The organism is Mesorhizobium newzealandense, from assembly GCF_042682145.1.
GTDB lineage: Bacteria > Pseudomonadota > Alphaproteobacteria > Rhizobiales > Rhizobiaceae > Mesorhizobium > Mesorhizobium newzealandense.
Genome location: NZ_JBHUGZ010000023.1, coordinates 284904 through 302480, shown reverse-complemented (window position 1 = coordinate 302480; position 17577 = coordinate 284904). Strand labels below are relative to the sequence as shown.

Sequence of the window (17577 nt, the reverse complement as noted above, 5' to 3'; positions counted from 1 at the left end):
TTCCTGCGCCGAGACGACGCACGGCGCTGGGCAACCGAAACCGAGCGCCAAGTCGATCGCGGTGAGACGCCGACCAAGTCCCGTTTAGCGCGCCTGAAAACTTTCGGCGAACTCATCGACCGTCATATCGACGACATGTGCGATGTAGGCAAGTCCCTCGCCGCTTCTGTCGTTTGCCTGCTTCCCTCACACCACGACGAAATCGGCGTTGGTCAGCGCGAGGTTGGCGGCCAGCGTGGCGAAATGGGTCGAGCCTCCAGCGGTGCTGCCGTTGCTGTCATAGTAGAGCCAGCCAGTGTCGGTCTCGTAAACGATGTGCTGGCTGGTATTGTCAGCGGTGCCCGACGCGTTGGCGACAAACTGATCGGCCGTCAGCGTGCCGTTGCCGCCGAGCGCTGCAAAGATCAAATTGTCGACCTGGATGGTGTCGTCGACCACCGAGAAGTCGGTGATGGTATCGACATTGGTCGAGGCATCGAGAGCCGTGGTGAAGACGAAGCTGTCGTTGCCCTGCGCGCCTGACAGCGTGTCGTTGCCACCGAGGCCATTGATTATGTTGTTGCCGGAATTGCCGCCGATGACATTGGCAATCGAATTACCGGTGCCGTTGATGGACGCCGAAGTGCGCAGCTGCAGGTTCTCCAGCTCCTGGCCGGTGAGGTTGAAGGAGACATAGGCCTGCACGTTGTCGATGCCCTGGCCGATGGTCTCAACGATATGGTCGCCCGCATTGTCGACATAGTAGGTGTCGTTGCCGATGCCGCCTTGCATGGTGTCGGCACCCTCCTTGCCGTCCAGCGTATCGTTGCCGCCAAGGCCGATCAGGATGTTGACGCCCGAATTGCCGGTAATGACATTGGCGATGGAATTGCCGGTGCCGTTGATGTTGCCGTTGCTTCTCAGCTGCAGGTTCTCCAGCTCCTGGCCGGAGAGATTGAAGCTGACATAGGCCTGCACATTGTCGGTGCCTGGCCGATGGTCTCAATGACATGGTCGCCGGCATTGTCGACATAGTAGGTGTCGTTGCCGATGCCGCCTTGCATGGTGTCGGCACCCTCCTTGCCGTCCAGCGTATCGTTGCCGCCAAGGCCGATCAGGATGTTGACGCCCGAATTGCCGGTAATGACATTGGCGATGGAATTGCCGGTGCCGTTGATGTTGCCGTTGCTTCTCAGCTGCAGGTTCTCCAGCTCCTGGCCGGAGAGATTGAAGCTGACATAGGCCTGCACATTGTCGGTGCCCTGGCCGATGGTCTCAATGACCTGGTCGCCGGCATTGTCGACATAGTTCAAGAATAATCTTCATGCTTTGAGGCAGTGAGCAGCACACTCCGACGAGAACGATCGTCGACGTACGCTCACGCAAATGAGCAGGTGCGCTGGCGGAGGCCATCAACGCGGACCCGAGGAAGCGGTGCTGATGCCTAATAGGAACCGCGCTGACCGTGCCGCCTTCATGGCGACGCTCATCATGAGCGCCATACTCAACGACATCGATCCGCAGGCCTGGCTTGGCGATGTTCTCGCCCGTATTGCCGACATACCTGTCAAACGGCTTGAAGAGTTACTTCCGTGGAATTGGCAGTCAGCTAAATTTTACCCAAATGCGGAAAGGCCGCATAAATTCGAAACGTCAGGATGCCATGGTGAGACACGGAACCAAAAAATTTTCATTCCACCAGGTTGATGTTTTCTCTTCCAGAGCGTTGCTAGGTAACCCGTTGGCGGTTGTCATAGGAGCGGATTCCTTGACCGCGTCTGAGATGGCCGCCTTCGCAAGGTGGACGAACCTTAGCGAAACGACCTTCCTTTTACAGCCGAAGTCGGCGGATGTCGACTACCGCGTTCGCATCTTCACGCCTGCTGCTGAATTGCCCTTCGCGGGTCACCCTACCTTGGGAAGTTGCCATGTGTGGCTGTCCTCCGGTGGGCGACCAAAGAGCGGTGACATTATCCAAGAGTGCGAAGCAGGACTTGTCCGCATTCGGTGCGACAATGAACGGCTTTCTTTCGAAGCCCCCCAGCTACGCCGCTCGGGCCCGGTGGAACTCGACACGCTAACGCGAGCTATCAACGGTCTGCGGTTGGCCTCTGATGTCATCGTCGACGCCAACTGGGTGGACAATGGCCCTGGCTGGCTTGCTGTCCTACTACGCTCCAGGACTGATGTCTTGGCGCTACGCCCGGATTTTGCCGTGCTGTCCGGACTGCGGGTCGGTGTTGTTGCTCCCTGGGACCCTATGAAAGAGGGGCCGGATGCAAATTTCGAGGTGCGCGCCTTTACCGCTGCCGGTTTTGAAGATCCTGTAACCGGCAGCCTGAACGCGGGCATCGCCCAATGGTTGATCGGAAGCGGCATCGCGCCCTCGTCTTACATTGCCAGCCAGGGTACTGTCCTTGGAAGGGAAGGACGTGTTCATGTGGAGCAGGTCGATGACCAGATTTGGATCGGCGGCGACGTTAAGACTTGTATCAAGGGCGTTGTAGCCTTTTGATTTGAACCAAATTCGTACTCGCAGCCATCGAAGTCCCCACCCGATCAGGCCGCCTAACTTGCGGCCTTCTCCGGACGGTTACCATCCGCTCGATCTCGCTTCTCTTCCATGCCTGACTTACACCGGGTTGGATGTCCGGCGCTTCACGAGCACCGCAGGAGAAATGGTTTGCGGTAAAACCGTCGGGACCGCTGCGAGCGAACACGAGCGACGGCTCGATGCCGCTATTGTACGCCGGTATGGGGATAGCAGTGGTGCCCGAGTTCATGATCGTGGAGGAGTTGGCCGACGGGCGCATCGAGCGGCTTCTCGACGGCTGGGCTCTCCCAGGCGGCGCCATCCACTGGGTCACGCCTCCCGGCACGCGACGTCACCTCAGAGTGAATCTACTTGGCGAGTATCTGGCCGCAAAGTTGGCCGGCAAGAACGGCGTTTCGGTGAGAGCGGCATCCAATGAGTCAGACGGGCGGCGCTGAACTATCAAATTATGCAGAAGGGAAGTCGTGCCGAGCTTCATGCGCGAATGGGGGACATGGTCGCGGCGGGCGAAGCCTATGAACAAGCGATCGGGCTGGAAGCAGACCCTGCCGTGCGCCGCTTCTTGCAAAGGCGGCGAACCGCGAGCTTGCCACCCCCTCCCTAGCTCGACGTGCAGCCGTTCTCGCTTCCAGGCGGGCATCTCGCCCCACGATTGGCACGCCCTCAACTGCTGAGCCCGATCGCATCGCTGATCCAGAAAATTCCTCGACCTGTCACGGACGGTGCCGAACAGTTTGCGATAAGATTTCGACTGGATGACAAGTGGAGGCAAGCATGAACGATCCAGCCGGGAAAAAGCCTGTCTACGATCCCCAGCAACTGGAGCCCCTGCTGGTTTCGCGGCAGCACGCAGGCGACGTCGACGGCATGATGGCCCTGTTCGAACCCGATGCGGTGATCGACTGCGGCGGCGGAAATTTGCTGCGCGGCAGGGAGGCCATTCGCGGCCACTATGTCGAGATTGTCGCGTCAGGACGAAAGTTTGCCATGGGAGAGCAGCGCCCCGCCCTCATATGCGGCGATCTTGCGCTCACGTCGACCCGGCTCCCCGATGGCGACGTGACCAGCGAGGTTGCCCGACGGCAAGACGATGGCAGCTGGCTTTGGGTGATCGACCGTTATTCCGTCACCTGAGGGCAGCCTCTATTCGGACGCCCGTCATTCTCGGAACGCACCAAAACAAGACCCGCGCCACCACGGCGCGAGACCTTGCAAAATCATCAAGAGAACGGCGCTTACCGCCTCAGCGCATACACCTTGGCTTCGCCTTCGCCGCCGAGCGGCAACGCCATGTCATCGTCGAGAAGGCGCGTGATGCGGGCAAAGCCTGTAAACGCTTTCCTTGCTTCCTCGGCCGACATCTGGCCCGACAAGGCGGCCGAGCAGCAATTCAGCGCGCACTGATAGACCGGACCGCGCCGTCCCGTCGGCCATTTCCGCAAGAACACCATGGCCTCGGCAACACTATCGATTTCTTCAGCAGGATGTCCCTGCCCGCGCGAAATCCGCACGGGCGAAAAGAAATGCAGATAATCCATCGTTTCCTCCCGGTCGACCGCTGCACGATCGAACCCAATGAAACGCGCCATCCGCAGCTTGGTTCCGTGCAAGAAGCGGAATTTTGAAAAATCGCGAGACGCCGAAAATTCGAATCACTCGACCGACAAATGCAAAGCGGCCCACCATCGCATCCGAACGATAATCGCGGTTCTCATTGAATATCTTTAAGGCCAAAGCCGGCAAATGGATTGCTTGTCGGTTCCCCTGCGTCAGGCTTACCTTGCGGGGCCAACGCGCGGCGGCGCGCGGGCAATCAAGGGGAGGATATTTGAATGACGATACAAGGCGCGTCACCTGATCTGTACAACGAGGATCTGGCTCCGGCCAAAGTTCGAAACTGGGGACCATTCTCGATCTTCAACGTCTGGACGTCGGACGTTCACAGCCTCTGGGGCTACTACCTGGCCGCCAGCCTGTTCCTGTTCTGTGGCGGCTTCGTCAACTTCATCATCGCCATCGGCATCGGTTCACTGATCATCTACGCGCTGATGAACATGGTCGGCTATGCCGGCGTGAAGACCGGCGTGCCCTACCCCGTGCTTGCCCGCGCCTCTTTCGGCATCTGGGGCGCCAACATACCAGCTCTGGTGCGCGCCATCGTCGCCTGCTTCTGGTACGGCGCGCAGACCGCCGCCGCCTCCGGCGCCATCGTGGCGCTCTTGATCCGCTCGCAATGGTTCGCCGATTTCAACGCCAACACGCATTTCCTTGGTCATTCCGGCCTGGAAGTGATCTGCTTTGTCGTCATCTGGGCGCTGCAGCTGCTGATCATCCAGCGCGGTATGGAAACAGTGCGCCGCTTCCAGGACTGGGCTGGTCCGGCGGTCTGGGTGATGATGCTGATCCTGGCGATTTACCTGTGCGTCAAATCCGGAACCTTCGCCTTCACCAGCGACATCCCTATGGACGTGCTGTTGGAGAAGACCAAGGATGCGGGCGTGCCGGGCACGCCGGGTTCGTGGACTGCGCTGTTTGCGGTGGCCGCGATCTGGGTGACCTATTTCTCGGCGCTCTATCTCAACTTCTGCGATTTCGCCCGCTATGCGCCCGATCAGGCGTCGCTGCGCAAGGGCAACATCTGGGGCCTGCCGGTCAACCTCATCCTGTTCTCTCTGGTCGCCGGCGTCACCACCATTGCCGCCTATGACGTCTATCACGAGGTGCTGCTGCACCCCGACCAGATCTCGGCCAAATTCGACAGCTGGTTCCTGGCCGCCCTTGCGGCCCTGACCTTCGCCGTGGCGACGCTTGGCATCAACGTCGTCGCCAACTTCGTGTCGCCGGCCTTCGACTTCTCCAACGTCTTTCCCAGGCAGATCGACTTTAAGAAGGGCGGCTATATCGCGGCGCTGATTGCGCTCGTGCTCTATCCCTTCGCGCCGTGGGAAGGCAGCGCCGCCTCCTTCGTCAACATCATCGGCGCGACGATGGGACCGATCTTCGGGGTGATGATGGTCGACTATTATCTGATCCGCAAAGGTGAGGTCGACGTCGAAGCGCTTTATCGCGAGGACGGCGAATTCCGCTTCCAGGGCGGCTGGCACGTCAATGCCTTCATCGCCGCCGGCATCGGCGCCATCTTCTCGTCGATCCTGCCCAACTTCACCAACTGGCTGCCGTCCTGGTGGGGCGTCTATGGCTGGTTCTTCGGCGTCGCCATCGCCGGCATCATCTACTACGTGCTGCGCACCGCGGCACTCGGTGCCGGCGCCAAGACCGCGAAGGCCTGACGGGCACTACTGGGGGCGGCGCAAGGCCGCCCCCAATCTTATGCGCTCACCATCTCGGCCAGTTTGCGCACCGTGTTCCAGTTGCGCGACGTGCCGATGCCCAGACGTTTGTGGTTGGTTGCCGCAAGCAGCCGCGAACTCGGCCTCTCACGTGAAAAGACAAGCCAGATGTCGCCGCCGACCGACAGCACCTTCTCGTCCTCGGCGGCATAGGCCTGGAGCGCCGCGACGGCATCCATGGGCGCGGGCTGGCGCATCACACGCACCGCGACCTGGTCGCCGGCTTCGGCGGACTCGCCCGGGAACGGATTGCCGGCGGCAAGCGTCAGCCACTCCTCGGCACCGCGCACGATGATCTCGACATGCCGGCCGAAGGTTGTTTCGAAGGCTGCTTCCAGCCGTTGCTCCAGATCGGCGATGGCCGTCGCCGACGTCTCGAAGACGAGATTGCCGGTCGCCACCAAGGTGCGAACATTCTTCAGGCCAAGGTTTTCGGCCATCGCCTTGAGGTCGGCCATGACCACCCGTCGCCCCTGCCCCAGGATGATGCTGTAGAGGAGCGCGACATAGGTCTGCATCGCCCTGCCAGCCAGTGGTCGCTACACCAGCCGGCTCTGCTCCACCGCCGCCTCGATGAAACTGGCGAACAGCGGATGCGGGTCGAGCGGCCGGCTTTTCAGTTCCGGGTGATACTGGACGCCGATGAACCAGGGATGATCGGGGTATTCGACCGTTTCCGGCAGCACGCCATCGGGCGACATGCCGGCAAACACCAGGCCGCAATCCTCGAGCCGCTCCTTGTAGTCGACATTGACCTCGTAGCGGTGGCGATGGCGCTCGGAAATCTGCGTATCGCCATAAATCTCGGCGATCTTGGAACCCTTGGCGAGCTCGGCCTGATAGGCGCCGAGCCGCATCGTACCGCCGAGATCGCCGGTTTCCCGGCGCTTCTCCAGCATGTTGCCTTTCAGCCATTCGGTCATCAGGCCGACCACCGGTTCCTCGGTTGGGCCGAATTCGGTCGAGGAGGCGTGCTCGACGCCGGCCAGCGACCGCGCGGCCTCGATGCAGGCCATCTGCATGCCGAAGCAGATGCCGAAATACGGCACCTTTCGTTCACGCGCGAACTTCGCCGCCAGGATCTTGCCTTCTGAGCCGCGCTCGCCGAAGCCGCCGGGAACCAGGATGCCATGCACCTTTTCCAGCCAGGGCGTCGGATCTTCCTTTTCGAAGATCTCCGATTCGATCCAGTCGAGCTTGACCTTGACGTGGTTGGCCAGGCCGCCATGCGAAAGCGCCTCGATCAACGATTTGTAGGCATCCTTGAGGCCGGTATATTTGCCGACCACGGCGATGGTCACCTCGCCCTCCGGATTGTGGATGCGGTTGGACACCGCCTGCCAGGGCTCCATGCGAGGCTTCGGCGCCGGATCGATGCCGAAAGCGGCCAGCACTTCCGAATCAAGCCCTTCCTTGTGGTAGGCCATCGGCACGTCGTAGATGTGCGGCACGTCGAGCGCCTGGATCACGGCGCTTTCCCTGACGTTGCAGAACAGCGACAGTTTTCGGCGCTCTTCCTTGGGGATGGCGCGATCGGCGCGAACCAGCAGGATGTCGGGCGCGATGCCGATGCCACGTAATTCCTTGACCGAATGTTGGGTCGGCTTGGTTTTCAGCTCACCCGCTGTCGGGATGTAGGGCATCAGCGTCAGATGCACGTAGACGGCGTTGTTGCGCGGCAAGTCGTTGCCGAGTTGACGGATCGCCTCGAGGAACGGCATCGCCTCGATGTCGCCGACCGTGCCGCCGATCTCGCACAGCACGAAATCATAGTCGTCATTGCCATTGAGGACGAAATTCTTGATCTCGTCGGTAACGTGCGGGATGACCTGCACGGTTGCACCAAGATAATCGCCGCGCCGCTCGCGCTCGATGATGTTCTTGTAGATGCGGCCGGTGGTGATGTTGTCCTGCTGATTGGCCGAGCGCCCCGTGAAGCGCTCGTAATGGCCAAGATCGAGATCGGTCTCGGCGCCGTCATCGGTGACGAAAACCTCGCCATGCTGGTACGGCGACATCGTGCCCGGATCGACATTGAGATAGGGATCGAGTTTTTTGATGCGCGCGCGATAGCCTCGCGCCTGCAAGAGAGCCCCAAGGGCCGCTGCGGCAATGCCTTTTCCAAGTGAGGAAACCACGCCGCCTGTGATGAATACATATCGCGCCATGGGAGTCATCGCTTAACGCGGCCGGATTGATTCCGCCAGAGAAAAAACCGCCGCGAAGGTTTTTTCCCAAGAAGGCGTGATGTCCTATGCATGTCGCCCAAAAGTGTGCAGCGGTTTTGGGACAACGACATGCATGAAACGAAGATCTAAAGCGCGTCGACTGATTCCGTTTCAACGCGACGCGCTTTAGAGGCAAGGCAAAACAAAAGGGCCGGCAAGGCCGGCCCTTTCGGCATGATGGACGCAGGCGTCAGATGATGACGACCTTGGTACCTACCCTGACGCGGCTGTAGAGGTCCATGACGTGCTCGTTGATCATGCGGAAGCAGCCATTGGAGGCGCTGGTTCCGATCGATTGCGGCGCGATGGTGCCGTGGATGCGCAGATGCGTGTCCTTCTTGCCGTCATAGAGATAGATGGCGCGCGCCCCGAGCGGGTTCTGACCGCCGCCAGGCATGCCGTCCTTGTACTGGCCATAGTGCTTCGGCTCACGCTTCTGCATGTCCAGCGTCGGGATCCAGCGCGGCCATTCCTGCTTGTCGCCGACCGCAACCGTGCCCTTGAACTGAAGGCCCTCGCGGCCGACCGCAATGGCGTAGCGGCGAGCGGTGGAAGACGATTCGACGAGATAGAGGCGGCGGGCGCTGGTGTCGATGACGATGGTGCCCGCATCGTAGCCGGTGAATTCCACGTCCTGCGGGACGAATTCCGGTTTCACCTTGAACTGCTTCTTGGCTTCCTTCTTGGCGAGAGCCTGGTCCAGGGCACGCGTCTCGGGGAGATATGAAATCGAAGAAGAGGAGGTGCCGCCGAAGAGGCCGGCGAACAGACCGCCGCTCGCCTGCTTCTGGCCGACGACTTCGCTGCGCAGCTCGCCGTTGTTGCCGGTCAACGCGACATTCATCACTTCGGCCGGGAGCGGCTCAGCCGACTGGATCGGTTCGATCGGTTCGATTGGCTCGAGGACCTTGGCAGCGTTCTTGGCCGGCTTGGCGTCAGCCACTTCGGACACCGGCGCGCTCTTGCCCCGCTTGGCGAGGAATGCCTGCCGTTCCGCGTCGGCCTTGGCCTTCGCCGCTTCGCGCATTGCCAGCTTTCTGGCTTCGAGCGCCTTGGCCTTGGCGGCTTCCTTGTCGGCAACGATCTTGGCCTCGATCTTCTTGATCTGGGCGAGATCGTCCGGTGTCGGGTTTTTCTTCTTCTTGAGAAGCTTCAATTGCGCCGAATCACTCTTGACGGCGACGTTGATGGCACTGGTTTTGTCAGCCGATACGGCCATATTGGCCGGCACACCGGCGAAAGCCGGGGAACTCATGCCGAGTGCGGCGCAAAGTCCCAGGAAAATGAAGCTGCGAAGCTGCATGGCGAAGATCCGATCGTTCTATGCTGTTGCCCACGGCGTCGCCCAGCGCCCCCCAAGGGCGCCGGAAATGCCGCGCGCAATCTATAGTCGAATAAGCGCGGATGCCTCAAGCGCGAGGCCGCGCCGCACCCACTCGAATCTTCGTGATCGTGCCGCATTTGCCGCGACTGTGTTCAAACGACAACAGGTCGCGGCTTCGGGCGTTGGAGACTACTGGTTCGGGACCTGCGGGGTCGCCGGTGCAGCGGGGGTGGTGCCGTTGGTCGCCGGCTGAGTCGAACCGGCGGCAGGCGCCGTGGCCGGGGGCTTTGCGGCGGCGTCGTTGCCGGACGGCGGCGTCGGCGTGGCGTTGCCGGCAGGCGCCGGGGTGGTCGTCCCGGGCAATTGGTTGAGCACGCCCTTGCCGGCGCCGTCCGATGTCGCGGGCACGCGGTCAAGGATGTCGATCGGCTTCTCGCCGTAGCGGGCGACGATCGACAGCGTCAGCGAGGTGGCGAAGAAGGCGGCCGCCAGGATCGCCGTCGCACGCGTCAGCGCATTGGCCGCGCCGCGCGCGGTCATGAAGCCCGAGCCGCCGCCGATGCCAAGGCCGCCGCCTTCGGAGCGCTGCAAAAGCACCACGCCGACAAGGGCGAGCACGACCATGAGATGGATGACGATCAGTACGGTTTCCATAGTTTATCCTGGCAAGGCCTTGCCCGGCCGCGAACACGACCGGTGAATTGGAGGCGGCTCAATACAATGCTTTGACGGCATTTCCAAGCCCGTGGCCGGAATATGGGAAGCAACGCTCCCTTTGCAACGATTTCCGGCGCCGTCTGCCCTTAGGCGATGTTGCGATAAGCCTCGGCGATGGCAAGGAAGTCCGCCGCTTTCAGGCTGGCGCCGCCGACCAGCGCGCCGTCGACATTCTTGACGCCGAGCAGTTCGACAGCGTTGGAGGGCTTGACCGAGCCGCCATAAAGAATGCGCATCTTGGCCGCCACGCCGCCGAGCTTTTCCGAGAGCTTTTCGCGGATATGCGCGTGTGCTTCGGCTACATCGGCCGCAGTCGGCGTCAGGCCAGTGCCGATCGCCCATACCGGCTCATAGGCGATGATGGAGTTGGACGGGGTGGCGCTTGGCGGCACAGATCCGGCGATCTGCCGTGACAGCACGTCGAGCGTGGCGCCCGCTTCACGCTGTTGCTGCGTTTCGCCGATGCAGATGATGACCACAAGCCCGGCGCGCCAGGCGGCGGAGGCCTTGGCCTGGACCATCGCGTCATCCTCACCCGCTTGCTCGCGGCATTCGGAATGGCCGACGATGACATGGCTCGCGCCGGCATCCTTCAGCATTTCCGCTGAGATGCAGCCGGTGTAGGCGCCGCTTTCCTTGGTGTGGCAATCCTCGCCGCCGGCATGGACCGGCGTGCGCGACAGGATCTCGGCGGCGTGGGCTAGCAGGGTTGCTGGGACGCAGACCAGCGCTTCGGTCTCCGCGTCGAGACCGCTCATGAAGCCATTGCCGATCATCCTGAGCTCATTGAGCGAGGCGCTGGTGCCATTCATTTTCCAGTTGCCGGCAACGAGTGGGCGAATTCCTGGCGTCATTGGTTTGCTTCTCCGGGCAATATTCGGCTTTGGCCCTCACTACCAAAATCAGGCCACAAAGCAATCGACAGTGGCACGGAAGGGCGCTATTGCGCTTGTTTCAGACTCGGCGCACGCGAAGATGCGCATAAATCGGAATTGTCCATGCTTGGTATATTGAGAGACGCGGCGGGAACCTGGGTCGCGAAAACGCTGCTTTCGCTGCTGGTGGTGAGTTTCCTCGCCTGGGGCATTTCCGGGCGAGTGATGGGCGGTTTCGCCGGCCACGATTCGGTAATAACCGCTGGCGGCACCAAGGTGTCGCTCAACGAGTATCGATTGGCTTATGATCGCCAGCTCGCCGTCATGTCGCAGCAGTTCGGCCAGCGTCTCACCCACGAACAGGCAAAGGCGCTCGGCATCGACAACCAGGTGCTGGCGCAGCTCGTCTCGGGAGCCGTACTCGACGAACAGGCCCGCAAGCTGGGCCTCGGCCTCTCCAAGGACCGGCTGGCCGAGCTGACGCGCGAAGATCCGGCCTTCAAGGGCCCTGGCGGCCAGTTCGACAGGCGAACCTTCGAATATATGTTGCAGCAGATCGGCATGCGGCCTGAGGACTATCTTAAGAACCGTGCCCAGGTGGCGGTGCGCCAGCAGATCGTCGAGGCGGTCTCGGATGGCCTCAAGGCGCCGGACACTTTCTTCAAGGCGGTCGCGCTCTATCGCGGCGAAGACCGCACCATCGACTATTTGACCTTGCCCAAGGCACTGGTCGAGCCGATCCAGGCGCCGTCCGACAGCGTGCTCTCGGCCTATTTCGACGCAAACAAGAAGACATATGCGGCGCCCGAATACCGCAAATTCTCCTATGTCAGGCTCGAACCGGTCGACATCATGGATACGACCGCCGTCACCGACCAACAGGTCAACGACGACTACAACAAGAACAAGGCGCGCTACACGACGCCAGAGCTGCGCACCATCGAGCAGCTTGTGTTCAAGACGCCTGACGCGGCCAAGGCAGCGCTCGATTCGCTCAAGGCCGGCGCCACCTTCGACAAGCTGGTCACGGCGGCGGGCAAGACCCCGGCCGACACGCTGCTCGGCACGCTGGCCAAGGACAAGATCGCCGACAAGGCGGTCGCCGACGCGGCCTTCAAACTCAATGCCAATGAAGTCAGTCAGGTTGTGCAGGGTGCCTTCGGTCCGGTGCTGCTGCGCGTCACCGAGATCAAGCCCGAAGTGGTGAAGCCGCTGGCCGAAGCGTCCGACCAGATCCGCAAGGATCTGGCACTGGGCGAGGCAAGCCGCATTCTTCTGGACGTGCGCGACAATTATGAAGACACCCGCGCTGCCGGCGGTTCGCTGGCCGACGCCGCCACCAAGCTGAAGCTGAAGGTTGTCACCATCGACGCCATCGATCGCAGCGGGCTGCGGCCCGACGCAACCATCGTCAAGGACCTGCCGCAATCGCCGGAATTGATCAAGGCTGTCTTCGACGCCGAACCCAAGACGGAAAACGACGCCTTGACCACGGCGGACAACGGCTTCGTTTTCTACGAGGTGGCTTCCATCACGCCGGCCCGCGACCGGACACTGGACGAGATTCGCCAGAAAGTCGTCGCCGACTGGACGGCAGCCGAGACGACCAAGCGGCTCGCCGCCAAGGCTGACGAGCTCGAAAAGCGGCTCAAGGCCGGTGTCACGCTCGACGTCATCGCCGGCGAACTGAAGCTGGAGAAGCAGACCAAGCGCGGCGTCAAGCGCGAGGCCGACGATGTCGATTTCGGCAAGGAGGGTGCGGCGGCGATGTTCGGCGTCGGCGAAGGCGGCACCGGCCTGATCCCCTCGCCCACCGGCGACGGACAGATCCTGTACAAGATCGCCGAAGTGTTCGAGCCCGCCGGGGCCGATGCCAGTTCGGTGCCGGACGATGCGCAGAAATCCTTCACCTCCGGCATGTCGGATGATCTGCTCGATCAACTGGTGGCACAACTGCAGACGCAATACGACGTTCGCATCGACCAGGCCGCCGTCGCCCAAGCCTCGACAAGATGAGCGCGCTGAAAACCCATATCGCCAAGGTCGCGACCGGAAGCGCGCTTTCCTTCGAGGAAGCGCGTGAGGCCTTCGACATCATCATGTCGGGTGACGCAACGCCCGGCCAGATCGGCGGCTTCCTGATGGCGCTGCGCGTGCGCGGCGAGACGGTGAGCGAGATTTCCGGCGCGGTCGCCACCATGCGCGCCAAGATGCTGCGCGTCGACGCGCCGGCCGGCGCCATCGATATCGTCGGCACGGGCGGTGACAATTCCCACAGCGTCAACATTTCGACGGGGTCGGCGTTCGTCATAGCCGGCAGTGGGGTGCCGGTCGCCAAGCACGGCAATCGCGGCCTGTCGTCGCTGACAGGCGCCGCCGACGTGCTGGGTGCGCTCGGGGTCAAGATCGACATCTCGCCCGAATTCATCGGCCGCTGCATCCATGAGGCTGGCGTCGGCTTCATGTTCGCGCCCGCGCACCATCCGGCGATGAAGCATGTCGGCCCGACCCGCGTCGAGCTCGGCACCCGCACCATCTTTAACCTCCTCGGCCCGCTCATCAATCCGGCTGGCGTCAGGCGGCAGTTGGTCGGTGTGTTCCTGCCGGAATGGATCCTGCCAGTAGCCGAGGCGCTGAAGGCGCTGGGCGCCGAGCATGCGTGGGTCGCTCATGGCGACGGCTATGACGAGATCACCACCACCGGCGAAACGCATGTCGCCGAACTGATCGGCGGCGAGATCCGCAGCTTCACGCTGACTCCCGAAGCGGTTGGGTTGGCGCGCCACACCAAGGACGAGTTGCGCGGCGGCGACGCGGCCTACAACGCCAAGGCATTGCGCGATATGCTGGGCGGCGCTGCTGGCGCCTATCGCGACACGGTGCTGATGAATGCCGGCGCAGGACTGGTCGTGGCTGGCAAGGCGACGACGCTTGGCGACGGCATCACGGCAGCGGCGCAAGCCATCGACAGCGGCCGGGCCCTGCAGGTGCTCGACAGGCTGGTCGAGATTTCGAACGGATAAAGCGTGTCTGACATTCTTCGCAAGATCGAGGCCTACAAGCGCGACGAGATCGCGGCGGCAAAGGCACGCGTGCCACTTGCCGAAATCAAGGCGCGGGCCAAAGATGCCGACGCACCACGCGGCTTTCTTGCCGCGCTTGAGGCGAAGCGCAAATCCGGCGCCTTCGCGCTTATCGCCGAGATCAAGAAGGCAAGCCCCTCCAGGGGCCTGATCCGTGCCGATTTCGACCCGCCGGCATTGGCGCAGGCCTACGCTGAAGGCGGCGCCGCCTGTCTTTCGGTACTGACGGACGCGCCATCTTTCCAGGGCGCGCCCGAATTTCTCACCAGGGCGCGAGCCGCCGTCGCCCTGCCGGCTTTGCGCAAGGATTTTCTGTTCGACCCGTACCAGGTCTACGAAGCCCGCGCCTGGGGCGCGGACGCCATCCTGATCATCATGGCGAGCGTCGACGATGCCCTGGCCAGCGACCTCGAATCGACGGCGTTCGAACTTGGCATGGATGCGCTGGTCGAAGTGCATGACGAGGCCGAGACGCAGCGCGCGCTGAAGCTGTCTTCGCGGCTGATCGGCATCAACAACCGCAATCTCAGAACATTCGAGACCAGCATCGAAACCTCCGGGCGGTTGGCGTCGATGGTGCCGGCCGATCGCCTGCTGGTCAGCGAGAGCGGTATCTTCACGCATGACGATTGCCTCAAATTGCAAAAGAGCGACATCGGCACCTTCCTTGTCGGCGAGAGCTTGATGCGGCAACAGGACGTCACCACGGCGACGCGCCTGCTTCTGACGGGCAAGGCACCGGCCGAGGCGATCTGACGATGACGGCCGCCCTCACCCATCTCGGCACGCAGGGCGAGGCCAACATGGTCGATGTCGGCGACAAGGCGGAGACGACGCGCACGGCAATCGCCGAGGGTTTTGTCGCGATGCAGCCCGAGACGCTGACGATGATCCTCGCCGGCAATGCCAAGAAGGGCGATGTGCTCGGCACCGCGCGCATCGCCGGCATCATGGCGGCGAAAAAGACGCATGAATTGATCCCGCTCTGCCATCCGCTGCTTCTGACCAAGGTTTCCGTCGACATCGAACCGGACCACGCTTTGCCGGGCCTGAAGGTCACAGCGCTGGCGCGTGTCACCGGCAAGACGGGCGTCGAGATGGAAGCGCTGACCGCTGCTTCCGTGGCCTGCCTGACCATCTACGACATGGCCAAGGCGGTGGACCGCGCCATGGTCATCTCCGGCATCCGGCTGGTCGAAAAGACCGGCGGCAAGTCGGGTGACTACAAGGCGCGCGCCTGATGGCGCTGGTTCCCGTCGCGGAGGCGCTCGAACGCCTGCTGGAAGGTGCTGCGCCGCTGGCCGGTGAAAGCGTTCCGCTCCTCGAGGCGGTGGACCGGGTGCTGGCCGAGCCGGTCGTCGCACTGCGCACTCAGCCGCCCTTCAACGCCTCGGCCATGGATGGCTACGCGGCCCACGCCACGGATGTGGCGTCGGCGCCATCGAGACTTTCGGTGATCGGCATGGCGCCGGCCGGGCGCGGATTTGACGGCACGGTCGGCAAGGCACAAGCCGTGCGCATCTTCACCGGTGCGCCGCTGCCTGACGGAGCCGACACCATCGTCATCCAAGAGAATGTCCGCGACCTCGGCGGCGGCGACATCGAAGTGACCGAACCGACGACGGAGTGGCGCAACATCCGCCGCATCGGCCTCGACTTTTCGAAAGGCGACGTCCTGCTGGAAAAAGGCCGCGTGCTCGACCCGGCGGCATTGTCGCTGGCGGCATCGGCCAACCATCCCCGGGTCAACGTGGTGAAACGGCCTCTGGTCGCCATCATTGCCACCGGCGACGAATTGTTGCCGCCCGGCAGCGAACTCGGGCCGGACCAGATCATCTCCTCCAATGCCTATGGCGTCGCCGCTGCGGCACAGTCGGTCGGCGCTCGCGCACTCGATCTCGGTATCGCTGCCGACCGCAAGGAGGCCATCGCTGCGCTGGTGCAGAAAGCGGTCGCGGCCGGCGCGGATGTCATCGTCACGCTTGGTGGTGCCTCGGTCGGTGATCACGACCTGATCCACGACGTGCTGATCGGCGAAGGCATGACGCTCGGCTTTTGGAAAATCGCCATGCGCCCCGGCAAGCCGCTGATGTTCGGCCGCCTCGGCGATATCAGGTGCATCGGCCTGCCCGGCAATCCGGTGGCAAGCCTAGTCTGCTCGCAATTGTTCCTGAAGCCGCTGCTGGCACGGCTCGGCGGCCGCAATCATCACCAGGACATACGCCCGGCGCGATTGGGCGCCGCAATGCCGGCCAATGACCTCCGTCAGGATTATGTGCGGGCGGTGGTCAGCGAAGATGACGGCGCGCTGGTGGCGACGCCGTTCGGCATCCAGGATTCCTCGATGCTCCGAATGCTGGCCGACGCCAACGGGCTGATCGTGCGGGCACCATTTGCCCCAGCAGCGGCCGCCGGTGAAGCTTGCAGCATGCTGATGCTGCGTTGAAGTATTTCTGACAAGTCATTCATAATACATCATAAAATGATCTCGTTCTTACTCCGAGATCAAGCTCCGGGTCAGCGGATGCGCCGGATCGGCAAGGCCGTCGACAATGCTGTAATGATGCTGGTCTGGCTCGACCACTGTGCTGGTCGCCGCGCCAAGGCCGGTCCAGATGTTGGCAAGCAACGCGTTCTGGCGCAGGAACTCGGCGCGTTCACCACCACCGGCCCAGCAGGTGATGCGGGCACCGTCCATCGGGCGCAACAGCCCCGGGCTTTCGGCCAGCGCCTCCTGCTCGTCGATTGCCAGGGTCGCGTTCATCTCGGTCTGCATGATCGGGCGCAGGTCATGGACACCTGAGATCGAGACGACGTGGCGTATGCGCCGCGCCACGTCCGCCGCCAGAGGCGTGGTTGTCGTCACCATGCGGCTGGCGAGATGGCCGCCGGCCGAATGGCCGGTCAACATCAATGGCCCGTCGACCATTTCGGCCGCCTTGCTGATCGCCGCGCCCATCTCCTGGACGATGCCGGCGATGCGTATTTCCGGGCACAGCGTGTAGGACGGCATCGCCACGGCAAAGCCGCTGCTGACCGCGCCATTTGCGAGATGTGACCAGAAACTCTTGTCGAATGCCATCCAGTAACCGCCATGGATGAACACCACGAGCCCCTTGGGCGTGGTGCTTGGAAGGAAGAGATCGAGGCGATTGCGCCGTCCCCCGCCATAGGCGATGTCCAGCCTTGCCCGGCCCTCTGCCGAAAGCGCGCCACGAAACGCTTGCGCTGGTTCGATCCACGCCGCCGGCCAGCGGTCGCTGCCGGCGATGTTCGCGCCGTTGGCATAGGCGCCATCCCAATCGGCAATGTGACGTTTGAGCATCCGCGCCCTCCCCAAAACGGCAACGTTTCTCCGCTAGCAATGGCCACCGCCACGGCATGCGTCAATGCTCCAGAAGAAAAATATTTTAGGCTTGAAACAAATTTCGACTGGTGCGATCCTGCCCTGACGAACAGCGGACAAT

At 62.4% G+C, this 17577-nt stretch carries 18 protein-coding genes and 1 pseudogene; 10 read left to right on the top strand and 9 right to left on the bottom strand.

The window, feature by feature from the left end:
* Window positions 1-186: 186 nt before the first annotated feature.
* A complete protein-coding gene (locus tag ACFSOZ_RS31250) occupies window positions 187-957 on the bottom strand; it encodes a calcium-binding protein (RefSeq protein WP_379104488.1) in 771 nt (256 codons plus the stop codon).
* Window positions 900-1292, bottom strand: a complete 393-nt coding sequence (locus tag ACFSOZ_RS31245; RefSeq protein WP_379104486.1) for a calcium-binding protein — start codon at window positions 1290-1292, stop codon at window positions 900-902. The genes ACFSOZ_RS31250 and ACFSOZ_RS31245 overlap by 58 nt, the downstream gene beginning before the upstream one ends.
* A 148-nt stretch (window positions 1293-1440) precedes the next feature.
* Here ACFSOZ_RS31245 and ACFSOZ_RS38840 point away from each other — a divergent pair.
* The 4 genes and pseudogenes from ACFSOZ_RS38840 to ACFSOZ_RS31225 form a co-directional block, all read left to right on the top strand.
* Window positions 1441-1584: pseudogene (locus ACFSOZ_RS38840) on the top strand (transposase domain-containing protein); the annotation flags it as partial.
* 58 nt (window positions 1585-1642) lie between these two features.
* Window positions 1643-2494, top strand: coding sequence for a PhzF family phenazine biosynthesis protein (locus ACFSOZ_RS31235; RefSeq protein ID WP_379104484.1), 852 nt, complete (start codon window positions 1643-1645; stop codon window positions 2492-2494).
* 131 nt (window positions 2495-2625) lie between these two features.
* Complete coding sequence (locus ACFSOZ_RS31230; protein ID WP_379104482.1) at window positions 2626-2970, top strand: LysR substrate-binding domain-containing protein; 345 nt, start codon at window positions 2626-2628, stop codon at window positions 2968-2970.
* A 337-nt stretch (window positions 2971-3307) separates the two neighbouring features.
* Window positions 3308-3667 carry a YybH family protein gene (locus tag ACFSOZ_RS31225; RefSeq protein ID WP_379104480.1) on the top strand — a complete coding sequence of 120 codons (360 nt, stop codon included), beginning with the start codon at window positions 3308-3310 and terminating at the stop codon, window positions 3665-3667.
* Window positions 3668-3768: 101 nt separating this feature from the next.
* Here ACFSOZ_RS31225 and ACFSOZ_RS31220 read toward each other — a convergent pair whose 3' ends face one another.
* Window positions 3769-4071, bottom strand: coding sequence for a DUF982 domain-containing protein (locus tag ACFSOZ_RS31220; protein ID WP_378917335.1), 303 nt, complete (start codon window positions 4069-4071; stop codon window positions 3769-3771).
* Between the two features lie 294 nt (window positions 4072-4365).
* Between ACFSOZ_RS31220 and ACFSOZ_RS31215 the strand changes: the two genes are divergently transcribed.
* A complete protein-coding gene (locus ACFSOZ_RS31215) occupies window positions 4366-5823 on the top strand; it encodes an NCS1 family nucleobase:cation symporter-1 (protein ID WP_379104478.1) in 1458 nt (485 codons plus the stop codon).
* 38 nt (window positions 5824-5861) lie between these two features.
* On the opposite strand, the gene ACFSOZ_RS31210 is transcribed toward ACFSOZ_RS31215, so the two are convergent.
* From ACFSOZ_RS31210 to tpiA, 5 genes are all read right to left on the bottom strand, one after another.
* A complete protein-coding gene (locus tag ACFSOZ_RS31210) occupies window positions 5862-6401 on the bottom strand; it encodes a DUF1697 domain-containing protein (protein WP_379104476.1) in 540 nt (179 codons plus the stop codon).
* Between the two features lie 21 nt (window positions 6402-6422).
* A complete protein-coding gene (locus ACFSOZ_RS31205; RefSeq protein ID WP_013531733.1) occupies window positions 6423-8060 on the bottom strand; it encodes a CTP synthase in 1638 nt (545 codons plus the stop codon).
* 241 nt (window positions 8061-8301) lie between these two features.
* Complete coding sequence (locus tag ACFSOZ_RS31200) at window positions 8302-9414, bottom strand: L,D-transpeptidase (RefSeq protein ID WP_379104474.1); 1113 nt, start codon at window positions 9412-9414, stop codon at window positions 8302-8304.
* Between the two features lie 210 nt (window positions 9415-9624).
* Window positions 9625-10089: a preprotein translocase subunit SecG gene (gene secG / locus ACFSOZ_RS31195; RefSeq protein WP_379104472.1), complete on the bottom strand. Its 465-nt coding sequence runs from the start codon at window positions 10087-10089 to the stop codon at window positions 9625-9627.
* Window positions 10090-10238: 149 nt separating this feature from the next.
* Window positions 10239-11006 (bottom strand): triose-phosphate isomerase, encoded by a 768-nt coding sequence (gene tpiA / locus ACFSOZ_RS31190; RefSeq protein WP_379104470.1) that lies wholly within the window; start codon window positions 11004-11006, stop codon window positions 10239-10241.
* A gap of 144 nt (window positions 11007-11150) precedes the next feature.
* Here tpiA and ACFSOZ_RS31185 point away from each other — a divergent pair, with 144 nt between their 5' ends.
* Genes ACFSOZ_RS31185 through ACFSOZ_RS31165 form a run of 5 tightly spaced genes read left to right on the top strand, consistent with a single transcriptional unit; the run spans window position 11151 to window position 16556 of the window.
* On the top strand, window positions 11151-13043 hold the full coding sequence (locus tag ACFSOZ_RS31185; protein WP_379104468.1) for a SurA N-terminal domain-containing protein: 1893 nt from the start codon (window positions 11151-11153) through the stop codon (window positions 13041-13043).
* Window positions 13040-14050: an anthranilate phosphoribosyltransferase gene (gene trpD, locus ACFSOZ_RS31180; protein WP_379104467.1), complete on the top strand. Its 1011-nt coding sequence runs from the start codon at window positions 13040-13042 to the stop codon at window positions 14048-14050. The genes ACFSOZ_RS31185 and trpD overlap by 4 nt, the downstream gene beginning before the upstream one ends.
* A 3-nt stretch (window positions 14051-14053) precedes the next feature.
* Window positions 14054-14866 (top strand): indole-3-glycerol phosphate synthase TrpC, encoded by an 813-nt coding sequence (gene trpC, locus ACFSOZ_RS31175; protein ID WP_379104465.1) that lies wholly within the window; start codon window positions 14054-14056, stop codon window positions 14864-14866.
* Between the two features lie 2 nt (window positions 14867-14868).
* Complete coding sequence (gene moaC / locus ACFSOZ_RS31170) at window positions 14869-15351, top strand: cyclic pyranopterin monophosphate synthase MoaC (RefSeq protein ID WP_379104463.1); 483 nt, start codon at window positions 14869-14871, stop codon at window positions 15349-15351.
* Window positions 15351-16556, top strand: coding sequence for a molybdopterin molybdotransferase MoeA (locus ACFSOZ_RS31165; RefSeq protein WP_379104461.1), 1206 nt, complete (start codon window positions 15351-15353; stop codon window positions 16554-16556). Before moaC ends, ACFSOZ_RS31165 begins: the two co-directional genes overlap by 1 nt.
* A 48-nt stretch (window positions 16557-16604) precedes the next feature.
* On the opposite strand, the gene ACFSOZ_RS31160 is transcribed toward ACFSOZ_RS31165, so the two are convergent.
* The gene (locus ACFSOZ_RS31160; RefSeq protein WP_379104458.1) at window positions 16605-17435 is read right to left on the bottom strand and encodes an alpha/beta hydrolase; all 831 of its coding nucleotides are present in this window, start codon (window positions 17433-17435) and stop codon (window positions 16605-16607) included.
* Window positions 17436-17577 lie beyond the last annotated feature (142 nt).